Origin of the sequence: Pseudomonas sp. UYIF39 (assembly GCF_029963765.1) — a bacterium.
Classification (GTDB): domain Bacteria; phylum Pseudomonadota; class Gammaproteobacteria; order Pseudomonadales; family Pseudomonadaceae; genus Aquipseudomonas.
The window spans coordinates 166,327-186,149 of the sequence record NZ_JALBYU010000002.1; the positions used below are offsets into that span (position 1 = coordinate 166,327).

18 protein-coding genes are annotated in these 19,823 nt (G+C 58.1%); 9 read left to right on the plus strand and 9 right to left on the minus strand.

The features are described from left to right. The first annotated feature begins 9 nt into the window (after positions 1 to 9). From pstA to MO767_RS03735, 5 genes are all read left to right on the plus strand, one after another. Positions 10 to 1,680, plus strand: a complete 1,671-nt coding sequence (pstA, locus tag MO767_RS03715; RefSeq protein ID WP_282479455.1) for a phosphate ABC transporter permease PstA — start codon at positions 10 to 12, stop codon at positions 1,678 to 1,680. Positions 1,681 to 1,763: 83 nt separating this feature from the next. Then, on the plus strand, positions 1,764 to 2,597 hold the full coding sequence (gene pstB / locus MO767_RS03720; RefSeq protein ID WP_129439902.1) for a phosphate ABC transporter ATP-binding protein PstB: 834 nt from the start codon (positions 1,764 to 1,766) through the stop codon (positions 2,595 to 2,597). A 71-nt stretch (positions 2,598 to 2,668) separates the two neighbouring features. Next, on the plus strand, positions 2,669 to 3,430 hold the full coding sequence (gene phoU / locus MO767_RS03725) for a phosphate signaling complex protein PhoU (RefSeq protein WP_282479456.1): 762 nt from the start codon (positions 2,669 to 2,671) through the stop codon (positions 3,428 to 3,430). 167 nt (positions 3,431 to 3,597) lie between these two features. Continuing rightward, complete coding sequence (locus MO767_RS03730; RefSeq protein ID WP_282479457.1) at positions 3,598 to 4,548, plus strand: response regulator; 951 nt, start codon at positions 3,598 to 3,600, stop codon at positions 4,546 to 4,548. A gap of 207 nt (positions 4,549 to 4,755) precedes the next feature. Beyond that, positions 4,756 to 5,652, plus strand: coding sequence for a peptidoglycan DD-metalloendopeptidase family protein (locus MO767_RS03735; RefSeq protein ID WP_282479458.1), 897 nt, complete (start codon positions 4,756 to 4,758; stop codon positions 5,650 to 5,652). A gap of 148 nt (positions 5,653 to 5,800) precedes the next feature. Here the strand turns inward: MO767_RS03735 and MO767_RS03740 are convergent, their stop codons facing one another. The 3 genes from MO767_RS03740 to phoB form a co-directional block, all read right to left on the minus strand. Beyond that, positions 5,801 to 7,141, minus strand: coding sequence for a hemolysin family protein (locus tag MO767_RS03740; RefSeq protein ID WP_282479459.1), 1,341 nt, complete (start codon positions 7,139 to 7,141; stop codon positions 5,801 to 5,803). A gap of 123 nt (positions 7,142 to 7,264) precedes the next feature. Then, the gene (phoR, locus tag MO767_RS03745) at positions 7,265 to 8,551 is read right to left on the minus strand and encodes a phosphate regulon sensor histidine kinase PhoR (protein ID WP_282479618.1); all 1,287 of its coding nucleotides are present in this window, start codon (positions 8,549 to 8,551) and stop codon (positions 7,265 to 7,267) included. Positions 8,552 to 8,632: 81 nt separating this feature from the next. Continuing rightward, entirely contained in the window at positions 8,633 to 9,322 is a 690-nt protein-coding gene (gene phoB, locus MO767_RS03750) for a phosphate regulon transcriptional regulator PhoB (protein WP_282479460.1), read from the minus strand. A gap of 153 nt (positions 9,323 to 9,475) precedes the next feature. On the opposite strand from phoB, the gene MO767_RS03755 reads away from it, so the two are divergent. Next, entirely contained in the window at positions 9,476 to 9,859 is a 384-nt protein-coding gene (locus tag MO767_RS03755) for a hypothetical protein (RefSeq protein ID WP_282479461.1), read from the plus strand. 95 nt (positions 9,860 to 9,954) lie between these two features. On the opposite strand, the gene ubiA is transcribed toward MO767_RS03755, so the two are convergent. Both ubiA and MO767_RS03765 read right to left on the minus strand, forming a co-directional pair. Then, positions 9,955 to 10,845 carry a 4-hydroxybenzoate octaprenyltransferase gene (gene ubiA, locus MO767_RS03760; protein WP_282479462.1) on the minus strand — a complete coding sequence of 297 codons (891 nt, stop codon included), beginning with the start codon at positions 10,843 to 10,845 and terminating at the stop codon, positions 9,955 to 9,957. Then, positions 10,845 to 11,408 (minus strand): chorismate lyase, encoded by a 564-nt coding sequence (locus MO767_RS03765; protein ID WP_282479463.1) that lies wholly within the window; start codon positions 11,406 to 11,408, stop codon positions 10,845 to 10,847. Before MO767_RS03765 ends, ubiA begins: the two co-directional genes overlap by 1 nt. Before the next feature lie 200 nt (positions 11,409 to 11,608). Here MO767_RS03765 and MO767_RS03770 point away from each other — a divergent pair, with 200 nt between their 5' ends. The 3 genes from MO767_RS03770 (at position 11,609) to MO767_RS03780 (ending at position 13,412) form a co-directional block, all read left to right on the plus strand. Continuing rightward, the gene (locus MO767_RS03770) at positions 11,609 to 11,776 is read left to right on the plus strand and encodes a rubredoxin (RefSeq protein ID WP_007954349.1); all 168 of its coding nucleotides are present in this window, start codon (positions 11,609 to 11,611) and stop codon (positions 11,774 to 11,776) included. A 19-nt stretch (positions 11,777 to 11,795) separates the two neighbouring features. Further along, positions 11,796 to 12,944, plus strand: coding sequence for an FAD-dependent oxidoreductase (locus tag MO767_RS03775; protein ID WP_046045007.1), 1,149 nt, complete (start codon positions 11,796 to 11,798; stop codon positions 12,942 to 12,944). A gap of 192 nt (positions 12,945 to 13,136) precedes the next feature. Then, positions 13,137 to 13,412, plus strand: a complete 276-nt coding sequence (locus tag MO767_RS03780) for an HU family DNA-binding protein (RefSeq protein WP_003213368.1) — start codon at positions 13,137 to 13,139, stop codon at positions 13,410 to 13,412. Between the two features lie 211 nt (positions 13,413 to 13,623). Here the strand turns inward: MO767_RS03780 and MO767_RS03785 are convergent, their stop codons facing one another. The 4 genes from MO767_RS03785 to tssI form a co-directional block, all read right to left on the minus strand. Then, positions 13,624 to 14,007: a DUF6124 family protein gene (locus MO767_RS03785; RefSeq protein ID WP_282479464.1), complete on the minus strand. Its 384-nt coding sequence runs from the start codon at positions 14,005 to 14,007 to the stop codon at positions 13,624 to 13,626. Between the two features lie 386 nt (positions 14,008 to 14,393). After that, a complete protein-coding gene (locus MO767_RS03790) occupies positions 14,394 to 15,080 on the minus strand; it encodes a DUF2931 family protein (RefSeq protein ID WP_282479465.1) in 687 nt (228 codons plus the stop codon). 106 nt (positions 15,081 to 15,186) lie between these two features. After that, complete coding sequence (locus MO767_RS03795) at positions 15,187 to 15,873, minus strand: DUF2931 family protein (RefSeq protein WP_129439927.1); 687 nt, start codon at positions 15,871 to 15,873, stop codon at positions 15,187 to 15,189. Continuing rightward, positions 15,866 to 19,288, minus strand: a complete 3,423-nt coding sequence (gene tssI, locus MO767_RS03800; RefSeq protein ID WP_282479466.1) for a type VI secretion system tip protein TssI/VgrG — start codon at positions 19,286 to 19,288, stop codon at positions 15,866 to 15,868. The genes MO767_RS03795 and tssI overlap by 8 nt, the downstream gene beginning before the upstream one ends. Positions 19,289 to 19,823 lie beyond the last annotated feature (535 nt).

Consider the following 19,823-nt stretch of genomic DNA (forward strand, 5'->3'; position numbering starts at 1 on the left):
TAGAAGTCTGTGAAACAGAACTCCCTGAAAGGATGGTTCAAGAGCGGCGCCCCTGGCGTCTGGATCAGCGGTGGCGCGGTGTCCATCGCGGTCATCATGACCATAGGCTTGCTGGCAGTGATTGCCGTGCGCGGTCTGGGCCACTTCTGGCCGGCCGACCTGGTGCATGCCAGTTACGACGTGCCGGGTCAGGCTAATCACCTCGTCATTGGCGAAGTGGTGCAGAAAGAAGAAGTGCCGCGCGAGCGTCTTAAAAGTGCTGGCCTGCCGGTGCCCGATCAGGGCCCGGAGTTCATGACCCGCGAGCTGATCAAGGTCGGCAACCGTGACCTGAATGGCAACGACTTCACCTGGATCGTCGGCGAGTGGCTGACTAGCCAGAAGACGCCGCCCGAGCTGATGACCATCGAGCGTCGCGAGTGGGGCAACTTCTACGGCTACCTGGTCAACGTCAAACAGGATGGCAAGGTCATCGCTGAAGGCGAAGCCGCATGGCCAGAGTTGCAGGCTCGTGTCGATCGCGTCAACAAACTCGCCGCGCAGCTCAAAAATCTGGAAAAAACCGACATTGGCGCAATCAACGCAGGGCTGGAGCGCTTGCGTCTGCACGGTCGCAAGCTGGAACTGGCCGGGACAATGGATGCTACCGCGCAAGCGGACGTGGAGTCCGAGCGCGCCGAGCTGAACGCTCGTTATCAGAACATCGAAGCACGCCTGAACGACCTGCACGCCCAGTTCAACCGCGACAGCCTCACGGCCCGCGATGCCAACGGCAAAGAGATCGAAATCGGCATCGGCAAAGTGGTTCATGCCTACCAGCCGAACGCCATGGGTACGTTCACCAAGATCGGTTTCTACTTCAGCAAGGTCTGGGAGTTCCTGAGTGACGACCCGCGTGAAGCGAACACCGAAGGCGGGATCTTCCCGGCGATTTTCGGCACCGTGATGATGACGTTGATCATGGCGATGATCGTGACGCCATTCGGCGTGCTGGCGGCGGTCTATCTGCGTGAATACGCGAAACAGAACACCATGACGCGCTTGATCCGCATCGCCGTGAACAACCTCGCGGGTGTTCCGGCGATCGTTTACGGCGTGTTCGGTCTGGGCTTCTTCGTCTATGTGCTGGGCGGTTCGGTCGACCGGTTGTTCTTCCCGGAAGCGCTGCCGGCACCGACCTTCGGTACACCGGGCCTGCTCTGGGCGTCCCTGACCCTGGCGCTGCTGGCGGTGCCGGTAGTGATCGTGGCCACCGAAGAAGGCCTCGCGCGGATTCCTCGCACCGTGCGCGAAGGCTCGTTGGCCCTCGGCGCAACCAAGGCTGAAACCTTGTGGAAGATCGTGCTGCCGATGGCCAGCCCGGCGATGATGACCGGCATGATCCTGGCCGTGGCTCGCGCCGCCGGTGAAGTGGCGCCGCTGATGCTGGTGGGTGTGGTGAAACTGGCGCCGTCGCTGCCGGTGGATGGTAACTACCCGTACTTGCACCTGGACCAGAAGATCATGCACTTGGGCTTCCACATCTATGACGTCGGCTTCCAGAGCCCGAACGTCGAGGCCGCGCGGCCGCTGGTGTACGCCACGGCGCTGCTGCTGGTGCTGGTGATTGCCACGCTCAACCTGTCGGCCGTCTATATCCGAAACCACCTGCGCGAAAAATACAAAGCGCTGGATAGCTGATAGCTGCCGCAAAAATTGAATGGGCTGCTGGCCTCAATGCCAGCCGCTCACTGAACCGAATTTGTTAGCACAGGGAGCCTCCCATGCAGCACGAAGCACATACCCACGGCATCAACATGTCTGCCCTGGGCCGCGACAAACAGAGCCTGAGTCTTGAACAGGAAACTGTGGCCATTGAAGTGCCGGGCCTGAGCCTGTTTTATGGCGACAAACAAGCGCTGTTCGACGTCAGCATGAACATCCCGAAACAGCGCGTGACGGCCTTCATCGGCCCGTCCGGCTGCGGCAAGTCCACGCTGCTGCGCACCTTCAACCGTATGAACGACCTGGTGGATGGCTGCCGTGTCGAAGGCGAGATCAACCTCTACGGCAACAACATCTACCGTAAAGGCGAAGACGTGGCCGAGCTGCGTCGCCGGGTCGGCATGGTGTTCCAGAAGCCCAACCCATTCCCGAAAACCATTTATGAAAACGTGGTTTACGGCCTGCGCATCCAGGGCATCAACAAGAAGCGCATCCTCGACGAAGCCGTCGAGTGGGCGTTGAAAGGCGCAGCGCTGTGGGACGAAGTCAAAGACCGTCTGCACGAGTCGGCACTTGGCCTGTCCGGTGGTCAGCAACAACGTCTGGTGATCGCCCGCACCATCGCCGTGGAACCTGAAGTGCTGTTGCTCGACGAACCGTGCTCGGCACTCGACCCGATCTCCACGCTGAAAGTCGAAGAGCTGATCTACGAACTGAAATCGAAGTTCACCATCGTCATCGTGACCCACAACATGCAACAGGCCGCGCGGGTTTCCGACTACACGGCGTTCATGTACATGGGCAAACTGGTGGAATTCGGCGACACCGACACCCTGTTCACCAATCCGGCGAAGAAGCAGACTGAAGACTACATCACGGGTCGCTACGGCTAGGAAGCTGTTGTTGCTCACTGAACTGACGCTGCGGTCCACCGCACCTTACCGGACGCTCCAAGGACGCCAACATGATTAGCAAAGAAGGCCTTACCCATCACATCTCTGCGCAGTTCAACGCTGAGCTCGAGGAAGTGCGCAGCCACCTCCTGGCCATGGGCGGGCTGGTGGAAAAGCAGGTCAACGACGCGGTAACCGCGCTGATCGAGGCCGACTCCGGTCTGGCCCAGCAGGTTCGCGAGATCGACGACCAGATCAACCAGATGGAACGCAACATCGACGAAGAATGCCTGCGCATTCTGGCCCGTCGACAGCCTGCGGCGTCGGACTTGCGTCTGATCATCAGCATCTCCAAGTCGGTGATCGACCTTGAGCGTATCGGTGACGAAGCGACCAAGATCGCCCGTCGCGCCATCCAGTTGTGCGAGGAAGGCGAAGCTCCGCGGGGTTACGTCGAGGTTCGCCACATCGGCGACCAGGTCCGCAACATGGTTCGCGATGCGCTGGACGCGTTTGCCCGCTTCGACGCCGACCTGGCGTTGTCGGTGGCGCAGTACGACAAGATCATCGACCGCGAATACAAGACCGCCCTGCGTGAACTTGCCACCTACATGATGGAAGACCCGCGCTCTATCACGCGGGTCTTGAGCATCATTTGGGTGCTGCGTTCGCTGGAGCGGATCGGCGACCACGCACGCAATATCTCGGAGCTGGTGATTTACCTGGTGCGCGGCACCGACGTGCGGCACCTGGGCCTCAAGCGCATGAAAGAAGAAGTTGAAGGCACAAGTGGCGAAACCGCTAATGTTCCGGGCAGAGCTGACGATAAGTAAGATTGCCTGAGAAAAGCGCCCGGCCTTTTGGCCGGGCGTTTTTGTTTGTGGTCGATGAATTCGAAAGCAGCACCCGCGAACGAAAAGTCCCGGCGTGACTGAAGGTTTTTGGCAATGTGCCATCAGCAAAGCGGTATGCTTGCCGGGATTTTTTAAAGGGGTGATGGATGAGTAAGGTCAGTGTGTTGGTCGTGGACGACGCGTCGTTCATTCGTGACCTGGTGAAGAAGTGCTTGCGCAACTACTTCCCGGGGATGCGGATCGAAGACGCGGTCAACGGCAAAAAGGCTCAGGCTTTGCTGGCACGGGAAGCGTTCGACCTGGTCCTGTGTGACTGGGAAATGCCGGAAATGTCCGGCCTGGAGCTGCTGACCTGGTGCCGCGAGCAGGACAACCTCAAGACCATGCCGTTCGTGATGGTGACCAGCCGGGGCGATAAAGAGAACGTCGTCCAGGCGATTCAGGCCGGGGTTTCCGGCTACGTGAGCAAGCCGTTCACCAACGAGCAACTGCTGACCAAGGTCAAGCAGGCCCTGAACAAGGTCGGCAAGCTCGACACCTTGATGAACAGCGCGCCGACCAAAATGAACTCGGCGTTCGGCAACGATTCCCTGAGCGCATTGACGGGCGGCAAGGCTGCCGTGGTCGCGCCTGCAGCGGCGCCGGTCAACCCGTTCGCCAAACCTGTCGCCGCCGCGCCGGCCCCGGCAGCCGCTGCGTCTCGCGGTCTGCTCAACAGCCCGCCGATCAAGCCTCCAGCGTCCTCCGCAGCGCTAACGGGCGGTCGTGGCCAGGGCCAACTGCGCCTGCCGAACGGCATTCAGCAATGTGTGATCAAGGCCTTGAGTCTCAAGGAAGCACTGCTGGTGGTGAAGCGCACCGATGCCCTGCCGCAAGTGCTCGACAGCGCAGTGCTCGACCTGGAGCAGGGCGATAACGCCGAAACCGCTCGTCTGAACGGCTACCTGCACGCCATCGTCGCCCACGAGCCAAAGCCCGACAGCGATTGGCTGCAACTGACCTTCCGCTTTGTCGACCAGGATGCGCAGAAGCTCGACTACATCTCCCGATTGATAGCACGTGGTACGGCGCAGAAGCATTTCATACCGGGCGCGTAATCTTCGTCGCCTGACAGGCCACCATCGCGAGCAAGCTCGCTCCCACATTTGAAATGCATACCAATGTGGGAGCGAGCTTGCTCGCGATGAGGCCTTCGAATTCACCACACATCCGCTGAACTGCCCATTTTGAAACATCTGCCGACTACCCGGGTCCATTGCAGCTGCTAGGCTCCTACCCAGGCCTCACTCGACAGAATCTTGCCCATGCTCGCGCGCCTGCTGTTTTTCTGCGGTCTTTTCATGGCCTCCACCTCGGCGATGGCCATGACGATCTACAAGTCCACCGACGCCAATGGCGTGGTCTCCTACAGCGACCGCCCCACGACAGGCTCCAAGGTGTTCGTTTTTCGTGATCGCATGGTCGAGAATCTTGAGCGTCAGGTGTACCTCGTCATCACGAAGAAGAAGGGCGTGGACAGCGTTTACGTGCGCAATGACCTGTATGCGCCGGTAGAAATCGAGTTGAGCTTCGGCGGGCTGAAGAACGTCAGTGGTGCGCCAAGCCGACCGATTCGCCGGGTGATGCCGGCGCGCAGCAGTATTCGTCTGGCGCTGCTCACGGCCACGCAGCCCGAAAGTCCACTCGCGTATACCCCAAAATTTGAATACTCCCTGGGCGACCCCTCAGGGGCCGCCATGGCCTATCGATACCCGTTGCCCTGGCGCGGTGGACCGTTTCGGCTGAGTCAGGGCGCCAACGGTCAATACAGCCACTTCGGTCCCAAGAACCGTTACGCCATGGACATCGCCATGCCCGAAGGCACGCCGATCATCGCGGCGCGAGGCGGTGTGGTGGTGAAAACCGAGAATGCCCAGACCGGGCGCGGCACCGATCCGTCGGGTAATTTCGTGCGGGTGCTGCACGATGACGGGACGATGGGCGTGTATCTGCACCTCAAGCAAGGTTCGGTGAGCGTTCGCGAGGGGCAACGGGTGTCGGTGGGGAGTCCGCTGGCCTTGTCGGGCAATACCGGCAACAGCAGCGGGCCACACCTGCATTTCGTGGTGCAGCGCAATACCGGGTTGGGGCTGGTGTCGATCCCGTACCAGTTCAATCAACCGGTAGGCAGCCTGCCGAACTTTGCGCTCGGCAAGCAGTGAAGGTGATGGGGATTAATTGTGGCGAGGGGATTTATCCCCGTTGGACGGCGAAGCCGCCCCAAAGCTTCTAGTTAAAGCGGGGTCGCTTCGCGACCCAACGGGGATAAATCCCCTCACCACAAAAGCCCGCTGACCACTCGTGCTGCAATCAATCCAGCATCAACACCTTGGCCAGAATGATCTTCGGCCCTTTCATCTTCTTGATGATGATCCGCAAGCCTTCGACTTCCAGTACTTCTTCCTCTTCCGGCACCCGTTTCAGGGTTTCGTAGACCAGCCCGGCGAGGGTTTCGGCTTCGATGTGGTCCAAGTCGATGCCCAGCAGGCGCTCGACCTTGAACAGCGGCGTGTCGCCGCGCACCAGCAGCTTGCCCGGCTGGTACGCGAGGATCCCGCGCTCAGCCTTGCGGTGTTCGTCCTGAATGTCGCCGACCAACACTTCCAGCACGTCTTCCATGGTCAGGTAGCCGATGATGTTGCCATCGGCTTCCTCGACCAGGGCGAAGTGCGAGCCGCCTTTGCGGAACTGTTCCAGCAACTGCGACAGCGGCAAATGGCGCGAAACCCGCTCCAGCGGCCGGGTCAGTTCGGCGAGGTTGAACGACTCGGGAATGTGGTCCAGGGCCGCTAGCTCCAGCAGCAGATCCTTGATGTGCAGCAGGCCGACGAACTCCTGACGATCGCTGTCGTACACCGGATAACGGCTGAACTTGTGGCGACGGAACATCGCCAGGATTTCCTTCAGCGGCGCGTTGAACTCCAGCGTCACCAGGTCTTCCCGGGAGTTGGCCCAGTCGACCACTTCCAGCTCGCCCATTTCCACCGCCGAGGCCAAAACGCGCATGCCTTGGTCGCTCGGGTCCTGGCCACGGCTGGAGTGCAGGATCAGTTTCAGTTCTTCACGGCTGTAATGGTGCTCGTGATGAGGGCCGGGTTCACCTTGGCCGGCGATCCGCAGGATCGTGTTGGCGCTGGCGTTGAGCAGGTAAATGGCCGGGTACATCGCCCAGTAAAACAGGTACAGCGGCACGGCAGTCCAAAGCGACAGCAGCTCGGGTTTGCGGATGGCCCAGGATTTCGGGGCCAGCTCACCGACCACGATGTGCAGGTACGAGATGACGAAGAACGCGGCGAAGAACGACACGCCTTTGACCACTTCGGCCGACTGCACGCCGACGGCTTCAAGGATTGGTTCGAGGATGTGCGCGAACGCCGGCTCACCGACCCAGCCAAGTCCAAGGGACGCAAGCGTGATACCCAATTGGCACGCCGAGAGGTACGCATCGAGCTGACTGTGAACGGTGCGCAGAATGTGTCCGCGCCAGCCGTTTTTTTCAGCGATGGCTTCGACCCGGGTCGAGCGCAATTTGACCATGGCAAATTCGGCCGCAACGAAAAATCCGTTGAGCAAAACCAGGATCAGAGCAAAAAGAATCATGCCGAAATCGGCGAAGAGAGTCGCGAGGGTCAAGCCAGGGGAAGGGTCCATGATGGAGTTTTGCGGGTTCCGTGTATTCAAAAAATGGGGGAATGCGGTGCCTGAAGGGCAGGCACAAGTCAGCCAATGTAGCGGCTGACTGATCGATTGCCTAGAGGCGCGTGCCGGCCGGTATCAGTCGGTGGCGCTGATGACCCGGGATTTGGTGACCTGAGCCGGCGCAAAATGGCAGGTAAACGTGCTGCCATGCCCCGGCACGCTGCTGATTTCCATCCGTGCGCGATGTCGCAGCAACACGTGTTTGACGATCGCCAGCCCCAGGCCCGTACCTCCAGTGTTGGAGTTTCGGCTCGAATCGACACGGTAGAAGCGTTCGGTCAGACGCGGCAGGTGTTTGCTGTCGATACCGATGCCGGAGTCCTGCACGCTCAAGTGTGCGCCTTGCTCATCACCCCACCAGCGAATGCGGATATTGCCTTCGGCCGGGGTGTATTTCACCGCGTTGAACACCAGATTGGAAAACGCACTGCGCAATTCGGCTTCGCTGCCCTTGAGCAGAATCGTCGGGTCGGCTTCCAGGGTGATCTTCTGATTGCGCTGGGCGGACAGTTGCTGAGCGTCGCTCTTGATCGATTGCAGCAAGCCGTCGATGGCCACCGGCTGGTTGTCCGACGGGTAATCGGTGGCTTCCAGTTTGGCCAGCAGCAGCAAGTCGTTGAGCAACGTCTGCATGCGCGCACCTTGCTGCTGCATTTGCTGTAAGGCACGGGTCCAGCGCGGGTTCACGTCCTCGACGTTGTCGAGCAGGGTTTCCAGATAACCGCAGATCACCGTCAGCGGCGTGCGCAGTTCATGGGAGACGTTGGCGATGAAGTCTTTGCGCATTTGTTCCAGTTGATGGATGCGCGTCACGTCGCGCACCAGCATCAGGTGTTCATTGTTGCCGTAGCGGGTGATGTACAGCTGAATGCGTAGGCGATCGTTGATCGGTGAAGGGATTTCCAGCGGCTCGGCGTAACTGTCCTGCTCGAAGTATTCCTTGAAGCGCGGATGGCGGACGAGGTTGGTGACCGGTTGGCCGCTGTCTTGCGGGGTCTTGAGGCCGAGCAGGGTTTCGGCGGCGCGGTTCCACCATTCGAGGTTGCCGTCGCTGTCGAGCATGATCACTGCATCTTTCAGCGCAGCGGTGGATTCCTGAACACGGTCGATCACCGCTTGCAGGCGCCCGCGTACTCGTTGGTCGCGGCGTTGCAGGTGGTAGATGCTGTCGAACACTTCGCCCCACAGGCCATAGCCATCGGGCGGTGCCTCATCGGATTTGTGCAGGCGCAGCCATTCGTGCAGTCGCAGCAGTTGCTTGAGGGTCCAGGCCAGGTAAAGGCCCAGGCCCGCGGCGAGGCTCCAGCCGTAGTAGCCGGTAATCAGGCCGATCACCAGGCAACCGGTCACCAGCAAAAGCATGTGGCGGATCAGGGTGCCATGCCAGTTTTGGTTCACTTGAACGCGCGTCCTTGTCAGCTTGTCGGGCGGGAAAGATCCGGATCAGGCTTTGGTAGAAAACCGGTAGCCGGTGCCGCGCACGGTTTGTACCAGATTTTCGTACGCCTCACCGAGGGCTTTGCGCAGGCGACGGATGTGCACGTCGACGGTGCGTTCTTCGACATAGACGTTGCCGCCCCAAACCTGATCCAGCAACTGGCCACGGGTGTAGGCACGTTCCTGGTGGGTCATGAAGAATTGCAGCAGGCGGTATTCGGTCGGGCCCATCTCGGCGGGCTTGCCGTCGATGGTCACACGGTGGCTGATCGGGTCCAGCAGCAGGCCGCCGACTTCGATCGGTGTCTCGCCATCGGTTGGACCGGCACGGCGCAGCACTGCTTTCAGGCGCGCGACCAGCTCGCGTGGGGAAAAAGGCTTGGTGATGTAGTCATCGGCGCCGACTTCCAGGCCCTGGATCTTGTTGTCCTCTTCTCCCTTGGCGGTGAGCATGATGATCGGGATGTCCCCGGTCAGCTCATCGCGCTTGAGGCGTCGGGCCAACTCGATGCCGGACGTGCCGGGCAGCATCCAGTCGAGCAGGATCAGGTCCGGCTTGCGGTCGACGATGATGGCGTGGGCCTGTTGTGAGTTCTCAGCCTCTATGCAGTCATAGCCGGCCATTTCCAACGCAACGGCGATCATTTCGCGAATGGGCGCTTCGTCGTCGACGATCAGGATGCTCCTGCCAACCATGCCTTTAATCCTCTTGTCATTTAACTGTCTTGCGCCGCATTAGATAACGGAATTATTGCAGTCGTGTGACAGTATTTTAGTCGCCCGGCGATTGTTGTGATCCTGAACTAAACTCTAATTCCGAATCCTGACAACCACAAAAGGAAGGTTTCCATGAAGCAATACTCGCAATCCTTTAAAGCTTTGATGCTGACTGCGGTCATGGCTTTGCCATCAATGGCCTTCGCGGCTGAGCCTGCAATGATGAAAGACGGGATGATGGTCGATCATAAGGGTATGACGGTGTACACGTTCGACAAGGACGCTGGCGGCAAGTCTATGTGTAACGGTGATTGTGCCAAGAACTGGCCACCGATGATGGCCCCGGCGGGTGCCAAGGCCGAAGGCAAATGGAGCGTCATCAAGCGTGATGACGGCATGATGCAATACGCTTACGACGGTAAGCCGCTGTACACCTTTATGAAGGACGAAAAGCCCGGAGAAATGAAAGGTGACGGCATGAAAGACGTGTGGCACGTGATGCGCGAGCACAAGTAAGTGATTCGCTGAAGCCGTAAAAAGATCGCAGCCTGCGGCAGCTCCTTGTAAACATCAGGAGCTGTTGCGGGCTGCGATCTTTGCGCTTCATAACCTCAGCGCAGCGCGTAATCCAGCACAATCCCGACAAAAATTGCCAACCCGGCCCAGTGGTTGTGCAGAAACGCCTGGAAGCAGCGCATCCGGTCCTTGCCGCGGGTGTACCAGAACTCCCACGCAAAACAGCCCGCCGCCGCCAGCAATCCCAAGTGGAACCAGCCACCGAGCTCGAATTTCGACCCGGCCAGCAGCAGACAACCCAGCGCCAACCCTTGCAGGGTCAGGATGATCACCCGGTCCGCGTCGCCAAAAAGAATCGCCGTGGATTTCACACCGATCTTCAAGTCATCGTCGCGGTCGGTCATGGCGTAGTAGGTGTCGTAGCCCACCGTCCACAGCAGGTTGGCGATCCACAGCAACCACGCCGCCGCCGGCAGTTCACCGGTTTCGGCGGTGAACGCCATCGGCATCCCCCAGGAGAACGCCGCGCCCAGCACCACTTGCGGGTAATAGGTGTAGCGCTTCATGAACGGGTAAGTGAAGGCCAGTGCCAAACCGCCGAACGACAGCCAGACTGTGGCCGCATTGGTGCATAGCACCAACAGGAAACTCACGCCCATCAGCAGCGCGAAGAACATCAGGGCTTCTTTGGAACTGATCTTGCCGCTGACCAACGGCCGCTGTTCGGTGCGTTTCACGTGGCCGTCGACCTTGCGGTCTGCCCAATCGTTGATCACGCAGCCGCCGGCGCGGGTCAGCACCACGCCCAGGACGAAAATCACCACGTTGGCCAGCGACGGCGAACCTTTACCTGCAATCCACAGAGCCCACAGCGTCGGCCACAGCAGCAGGTAAATGCCGATCGGTTTGTCCATGCGGGTCAGCTGAATGAAATCCCAAGCCCGTGGATTTAAGCGATTCAGGGACTTGAGCAGGCTCTGGTACATCAGCAATTCTCCGGATGGGCGCGGGTGGCGTTCCACAAGGTCGGCAAGAAAATTTCCGCCACCAGCACACTCAAGGCGCCGCGGTCGAAACGCGAACGGCGGCCCCACAGTTCAGGTGCCTGGGACTCCATCGGCAGCCACTCCTGAGGATAGTGACAAACCTCGATAGCGCGGCGCTGGAACGCTTGATCGCAAAACAGCAATTCCCCCAGGGAGCGGCTGCCCAACTCGTCCATGTGCAGACCGTCGCCCTGCAACGCGCTACGCGCCGCCACGCTGCGGGCAAACACCCAGGCTTCGCCGTGGCCGCGCAGATACACCTCGCGAACCCAGCCCTCGCTGCCTTCGGCCAGGTCCAGGGCGGCGCATTCGTCGGCGCGCAGTGATTGCCAGCCTTCGAAGAGTGGCGTGACGCTGAAGCCGTCATTCGACAAACGGATCAGCCGTCGGGTCAAAGAGCCTTCATCGAACAGCCAGTCGAGGGTAGACGTGTCGGGGAGGGGCGTCAGTTGGCTGCGAGGGAGCCAAAGGGGGGGCACGGCGGGGAATTTTGAGTGCGGCACAGTGAGTCATTATTGGCAGCAAATGAGGCGGCGAGCTTACCATGTCAGCCGGCGATTTTGATTGATCCGGCCGGCCATTGCGTCGAACAGGCTTGCATCTGCCGGGCCCGATCAGTACAAAACGCGCTGAGCCGGACGGCAGCGCTCCAATCATCGACCGTTCGCGCCGGCAAAAGCCTGAATCTTGAGGATGTACGTGAATGAAAAAGTGGCAATGTGTGGTCTGCGGCCTGATTTATAACGAAGCCGACGGCTGGCCGGACGACGGCATTGCGCCGGGCACGCTGTGGCAAGACGTGCCGGAAGACTGGCTGTGCCCGGACTGCGGCGTGGGCAAGATGGATTTCGAAATGATCGAAATCAACTAAGACATTAGAGGAGTAAGGAATGAACGCACCTGTCGTGATCGTCGGCACCGGGCTAGCTGGCTACAACCTGGCCCGGGAGTTTCGCAAACTCGATGGCGAAACCCCGCTGCTGCTGATTACTGCAGATGACGGACGCTCCTACTCCAAGCCGATGCTCTCCACCGGCTTCGGCAAAAACAAAGACGCCGACGGCCTGAGCATGGCCGAACCCGGCACCATGGCCGAGCAGTTGAAGGCCGAAGTGCGTACTCACACGCGCATCAGTGGCATCGACCCTGGCCACAAGCGCTTGTGGATCGGTGAGGAAGCGGTGTTTTACCGTGACCTGATCCTCGCCTGGGGCGCAGAAACCGTGCGAGTGCCAATTGAAGGCGACGCGGCTGACGCAGTCTTCCCGATCAACGATCTGGAAGACTACGCACGTTTTCGCGCGGCTGCGGCCGGCAAACGTCGGGTGTTGTTGCTCGGCGCCGGCCTGATTGGCTGCGAGTTCGCCAACGACCTGATCCTTGGCGGCTACGAGGTGCAACTGGTTGCACCGTGCGAGCAGGTGATGCCGACCCTGTTGCACCCGGCGGCGGCCGCTGCGGTCCAGGCCGGGCTGGAAAGCCTGGGCGCACGCTTCCACCTTGGGCCGGTGCTCAATCGCTTGCAGCGCGTTGCTGACGGACTGGAAGCGCATCTGTCCGATGGCCAGGTGATCCCTTGCGACGTGGTGGTGTCGGCCATTGGTCTGCGTCCGCGCATCGACCTGGCGGCGGCGGCCGGTGTGCAGGTCAATCGCGGTGTGGTGGTCGATCGCCACCTGAAAACCTCCCACGCCAATATCTATGCCTTGGGCGACTGCGCCGAAGTCGATGGGCTGAATCTGTTGTACGTCATGCCCCTCATGAGCTGTGCGAGAGCGCTGGCCCAGACCCTCGCCGGAAACCCGACGGCGGTAAGTTATGGCCCGATGCCCATCACCGTAAAAACGCCAGTCTGCCCATTGGTGGTTTCACCGCCGCCACGGGGTTTGGAGGGCGTCTGGACGGTCGAAGGGCAGGGCGCGGACATCAAGGTATTGTGCCGCGATGCCAGCGGCAAACTGCTGGGTTATGCCCTGACAGGCGCGGCGGTGATGGAAAAACTGGCCCTGAACAAAGAACTTCCGGCATTGCTGGCGTAAATACCGGTCGTTCTGTCGGAATCACCCCTCTTTTGCCCTTACAAAGGTCGCGCCGAGACTGGCGCGGCTCTTCGCTGCGTGCCATCCTCACTCCCGTCTGCCGCAGAGTAGAGCACCTGCGGCGCTTTGGGCGCTGTTCCAACGAGAACAGCACGGACATAACAACAAAAAACCGTCAAAGGGGCTTCACTAATGCGTAAACCAGAACTCGCCGCTGCAATTGCTGAAAAAGCAGACCTCACCAAAGAACAGGCCAACCGCGTTCTCAACGCCGTTCTCGAAGAAATCACCGGCGCTCTGCACCGCAAGGACAGCGTCACGCTGGTGGGCTTCGGTACCTTCCTGCAACGCCACCGCGGTGCCCGCACCGGCAAAAACCCGCAAACCGGTGAGCCCGTCAAAATCAAGGCCAGCAACACTGTTGCGTTCAAGCCAGGCAAATCGTTGAAAGACAGCGTTAATCCGTAACACGCACCGACTTCCCGCGTAGCCGGGTGAGCGGGATAAAAAATGGGCACGCCAACGAGGTTGGGTGCCCATTTTTTTATGGGGCGAGGGTAACGCCAATCAGTTAAGCCAAGACGCGATCCGTGTAGCAGCTGGCGAAGCCTGCGTTCGGCTGCGCAGCAGTCGTAAAATCAGAAAATGCGATGCGTCAGGCTCAACGTGCACTCAGGGTCTACGACTGCTTGGCGAGTATCGCTGCCATCTCCGGCTCATCCAGATGATCCAGCGTTCGCTCCACCATCAAATGCACGCCGTCAGCCATGCGGCTGAGCGCTAAGGCTACGGAACGGCGGGAACCGTCCACGTCGTCGGCGAGGTTCGCGGCGATGGCGCTGATGGACAGCAAATCTTCCGAGGCATTGGCGAGAAGGGTTTCAGGGTTGATGTCCGGGCAGACGCGGAAGAGCTGGCCGTTGCGTTTTGGTGGTTTGGGGTCGGCTGGCGGGAAGTGATGGCCGAGGGCGCGCTCGGCGGCTTCGTTGAGTTTGTTTGAATCGGGGCTTTCGTAGGGGGAGACGGGATCGGTATCGGGTGGGTTGGGTGTGACCTTGAACATGATCTTCAATTCCTTGAATGATGCTGACAACACTTCGCCGACTAAACGAAGGGGTGGCAGCTGTACGCAGGTTAGTCGGACCGGGGAATTGAAGAAGCCGGCGCACCCGAAGGTGCCCTACGCACAGCCACCATCAAATGCAGGTAGGAAATACCTGTCTGACAGAAGCTTGTGCATCTTCAATTACCAGCGAGCGACTAAACCCGATCACTGATGGGCAGTGACAGGAACCAAGTTACCGACCGCCCCCAAGGCGCACAAGCCGGCGGATTCTGGCGTAGCCGTAGGCAACGACGCAAGGTGTTGTAGCTTTCACGACGTTACCTACAAGGCTTTTAAACAAGCATGGTCAAGCGGTGTTTAGCCATCGAAAATCTTGGCGCTCCCTACCAACTTCCATAGGGAATGCCGAATTTGTCGATGTAGGCTTTGGACTCCTCTGAAAGCGGCCGATGTTTTCCATTGGACGTGCCCCCGTAGGGGCCTTTGGGACTGATCGTGCCTTGGACTCGGGTGACTTCGGTCGATTGAAGACAGGCCCCACCCAACCACACTTTGGCGACTCCTCCTGGCGCCAGGTCGATAGTCAAAAACTTTCGGTAATCGGTTTTCCATTTGCCTACCGCACCGCAATAAGCTGTTTCACCCTTGAGCATGGTGTTCCGCGCAGATTGGGGGATCTCGATGTAGGCCTCGTAGGTCTGCGGTTCTGCCATGGACTGCCAGCGCACATAAACCAAACGAGGCAGGTCAGCCCCCGTTACATATCGACCTTTTCCTCCCGGATCTTTAAACCATCCTTTTGCATCACCCTTGAAGTGAGCCGGTATACCTTTACTTAGCCCTCGGGGATAACCAGTCGAGGGTATTCCTCTACCAGCGCCCCGAAACACATGTGCATTGATATCCACGACGTCAGCGGTTTCAATCCAAACCTCCATATAGTCGGGCGCAAAAAAATTGAGGCTCCAAGCGTCGTAAGGTAAGGATCTACTCCCGTAAGAGGCACATCCTCCCAACAACACAAATAGCAGCGCAAGGCCGGCCTTAAGCGGGGATGAGCGCTTACGCATTGGGATGCATAACGCGCTCTTGGTACTCCGCGGGCCGATTGATAAACATGATGTCAGAAGCAATAGCTGTCGGATGGTGTTTAACCTTCGGAAGTATTGGCACTCCTTACCAACTCCCATAGGGGATTCCGAACTTTTCGATATAGGCTTTGGACTCTTCTGAAAGCGGCCGATGTTTTCCATTGGACGTGCCCCCGTAGGGGCCTTTGGAACTGATCGTGCCTTGGACACGGATGGCTTCGGTCGACAATAGGCATTGGCCGCCAAGCCATACCTTGGCGATTCCTCCTGGCGCCAGGCCCACTACCACCATGTCTCGATAATCCGTTATCCATTTACCGTCCGCACGACAAAAGGTTCTTTCACCCTGGAGCATGGTTTTGCGCGCCGATTCGGGGATCTCTATGTACGCTTCATAAGTCTGCGGTTCGGCCATGGACTGCCAGCGTACGTAGACCAAACGTGGAAGGTCAGCACCCCTTACGAACCGACCTTTTCCTGTCGGATTTTTAAACCATCCTTTTGCATCACCCCTAAAACGGGTTGGTATGCCTTTACTTAGCCCTCGGGGATAACCAGTCGCGGGAACCCCGCTACCCGCACCTCGAAATACACGCTCCTTGATATCAACGACATCCGCCGTTTCGATCCAGACCTCCATGTAGTCGGGTGAAAAAAATCTGAGGCTCCAATCGTCATAGGGCAATGATCTGTGTTCGCCAAAGGCACATCCGCCCAACAGTGGGATCAGCAGCACAAAGCCTAATTTGAGCATCCATGGGCGCTTACTCATGGGGATGTACCACGCGTACATAGTTTTCGGCGGGTCGATCGATAAACACGATGTTCAGATCGCTCTCGTTCCAGCCCTTGGCAGCATTCCAATTGGCAGACAGATGTATGTAACGGCGAAAGAGCAACTCCTCTTCGTCAAGGCTCAAGCTCGCGCGCCGGGTGTCACCCAGCGCATAAGCCATCAGTTTTTCGGCAATCGGTTTCAACTCCTCTGGTAACGCGTACTTTTGATCCGCATCGTCAATAACCATGAACGGGACGTCGTGCCTGGCCCCCAACTCGCGCATGATTCGCAGGTAAACCAACGCCAGATCGTTGCGCACAGTCCGCTCGCTGTGGATCGCTGCATAGACATTTTTCGATTTGGATCTGTCGCCTTTTGCGTTGCTAGTCATCTCCACCGCCCAAGTTTTCACCTTCAGTGTCAGCCCATACAGATTGAGCTGATCCTGAAGGCGACCCAGTTCTTGCTCAGCCCAGCGATAGGCAGTTGACGCTGTAGAAGGCACGTAAAGATCTTCGTCGCGGCTACAGCGCGGCTTACTGAGCAGAACTCGTTCAATGATGTTCGGTAGATACCCGCCACCCAGGTCAGAGTGGACGCCGGGGAGCACGATATCGGCGGTGCCGGCGCTGTTGAGCGAGAAGTTGTGGCGACGCTCATCCCCTGCCACCAAATGCACAACTTTTTTTGCGATATCGGGCGCTAGAAACAAGTTGACGCCGGGGTTTATGGCGTCATGGACGCTCAAGTCGCCGTCGGTAATGCTAGCGACGGCGGCAGCGGTATCGAAGATGCCGATAAAGTTTATGGAGACGTCGGTGTTGGCGCGCCAGGCAAAATTTTCGATGAACAGTGAAGAGTCGCTTGGCAATAACTCTGCCAATGGATTTTGTTCTCCTTTCGATACTTCATTGGCAAAGTGCCGTGCGGCAGCGGCGCCGCGACTGAAGCCGAAGATATCAAACTCGACAGACTCAACTTTCCGGTTGGGGTTTGCCAATTCGAATAGACGAATTTCACTAAAGATACTTGCCGGGCTTTGCTTAACTCTTTCCAATACACCTTGGGCACCGATGCCGGTTGCCAGTGAAAAAGGTGAATCCCCTTCGCCACTGCTAGTACCGATGCCATCCAGATAAACGGGGATGTACCCTATGGTTTCGTCATCAGCCAAGAGCCGCTGACTGTCATTGGTGTACAGCTCATACAGCTTCGCCACATTACTCGTATCATTCCCATAGCTGCTCTCCGGCGTGCTCCCCAAACCGTCATACCCATTAGCCTGACAAAACTGCCGAATATCCTCAGCCTCCTCCAGCAGATTCACATCTCGCGCATAGCACCCAGCAACCATCTCACTGTTGGATCGGTTGTTCCCGGTGCCATCAAAAAACACGCCAATCCGCAAAGTAATCCCTTCCTCTTCGACTTCTTCCTCCTCTTCCTCCAGCTCATCCGATTCATTTTCTTTTGATGGCTCAGGCGCGACGGACACCAACAAGCCCGCCGCAGCCCCCTGCAGTAATGTATGTGCAGCCGTACCCGGCGTTGGAGAACCGCCGACCTCAATCGCGCTACTACTGAAAATACCGTCGGAGTTGAGCACGATGTGTTGATCGCCGACCTTTATGGAAAGGCTCTCACCCGCATCTATCACAAGGTGCGCGCCTGCCTTGATGTGCATGTGCTGACCGGCTTCGATAACCAGCGTTTTCTCCGATTTTGTGTGGCTGTCCCCAGAGACATGCAGGTAGTCGTTGCCGCTGACCTGGATTTTTCGATCCGACGTGATAGTGAGGTGCTCTTCAGATCCCAGCACCGTAATACGGTCGCCCTTGATGGTGACTCGACTCTTATTACCCACCTCAATCCGGCTGTCGTTCTCAACCTTCTGTTCCATATCCCGCTGAGCACGCAGGTAGATCAACTCATCGCCAGCGCGATCGTCCATCGACAGTTCGTTGTAGCCACCCGTAGTGGGGGAGCTGTGGGTTCGAAGTACGGTTTTGGTTTTATTTTCAGGCAATGAGTAGGGCGGCGGCGTGACCTTGTTGATCAGGCAACCGGTTATCAATGGATTATCGGGATTGCCCTCGAGGTAGGTAACGAGGACTTCCATCCCGATACGCGGAATGATCACCGTGCCAAAGTTATCGCCCGCCCAGCTGGACGCTACCCGCAGCCAGCAACTGCTGTTTTCGTTGTTGCGTTCAGACCGGTCCCAGAAAAATTTGACTTTCACGCGACCGTATTCGTCGCAGTAAATCTCCTCACCGACAGGCCCGGTGACGCGGGCGGTCTGGCAATTCAGCAGGAGCCTTGGTGCCGGCATCGGTGGCCGATAAAACACATCCCAGGGAATTGCACTGAAGCTGTTGCGGTAGCCCTGAACAAAGCCTTCCTCAGGTTCGGTCGCACTGGTGGCGAACTCCTGGAGCACTTGAGGCTGCTTCCCGGAGTGGGTCACGCTTAGCAGCAGCCATAGATCGTTGTGCGTTTCGTGTGGGCATTTCGTCAGGTCGAAAAAGTGGCCGCTGCGCAGCGTGGGCTGGTCGCTTTTGCCTTCCGCCAACTGATAATCGACTCGGTGCCGTTCCAGTGCCTGCCGGGCAAGTTCTTTGCCGCGCTTTTCGCTCTCTAATGTCAGCGGGTAACTATAGTCTTCGAGCTTGGGGTCGAACTCAGCAGTAAAGCGACTTTCCAGCAACGCGTTCGGACGTTTCAGGTCGTAGTCACGGCGGGTCACCACGCTGGGGCGGGTTTTGAAACCCATGGAAAACTGGCTGACGACCGGATGCTCTGCCACCATGCCGGAGTCTTGCTGATACGGCGTTTCGCCCAGTTTGGGGAAGTATGTCTGGTCATCGGTAAACACCAGCACATGGCCTTCCAGGGAATGCTGGTGATGCCACGTAATGCCTTCCTCGGCGCAGAGCCGCTGGACGAACTCCAAATCATTTTCCCGGTATTGAGTGCAGTATTCGCGCGCGGGACTTGTTTTGACGTGGAAGGTAAAGGCATCGGCCTGAATGCCGTGCCCCTTGAGGACCTGATCGATGATTTGCGGCACCGTCTGACCCTGGAAAATTCTCTGATCCTGGCTGAACTGCAAATAATGCAGTGCCGGCACCAGGTTCACGCGATAGCGGGTCAGGCGTTTACCAGCATCACCTGCGGACACACCTTCGATGTGTCCGTGAATACCTTCGCCGTCCAGGCCGAATTGCAGAAATGCAGGTTGGTGAAGCAGTGTCTCCAGATCGATATCCGGGTACTCGCTGACCAGATCGACGCTGATTGAGTACAACGCGCTGATGGTTTCAGTGCCTTCAAAGGCCAGCACTTTAAAGTCGTTGCGCACCGTCGGGATTACGAGGGTGAATTGAGGGGCATTAGCAGATGCGAACACGCGCTTATCCTTTTGCTACTTTAGCTCGTCCTTAAGCTGAGAGAGAAAAATCGCGACGCCCAAGTCATGCCTGGCCCGAGCAGGTCGCCAAAATGCCCTGCACGCTAACAAGGCATCCAAAGTATTGATGTAGGAGGGGTCTTGAAGCCCGGTATGAAATTTCCGCGATACCGAAAGTTCCATTTTGGAACTTTGTTTGAAACATAAAAATGCCATCACAATGATGGCACTTTTCTTATTGGCTTTTGTCGCTCGCCGTTTAATTCATGGATATCGGTAACATTTCGGAATGCTCCTACATTTATCATTTTGTATTTTTGGCATGATTCGCATCCGCCTCAGGGAGCGAATCGACAATGAATACGGCATTTATTAAGGTGAAAGAGTCGGAAGGCTCTATCTCAACGGTTTCCAGCCAGCTGGTCGCACAATGAACAATTAAACCAATCTCAGGGATTCCCCTGCTACATATAGGGACATCTCCTACGAGATAAAAACACACTTCGTCTTGTTGTTTAATCAGATGCTTGCTAGT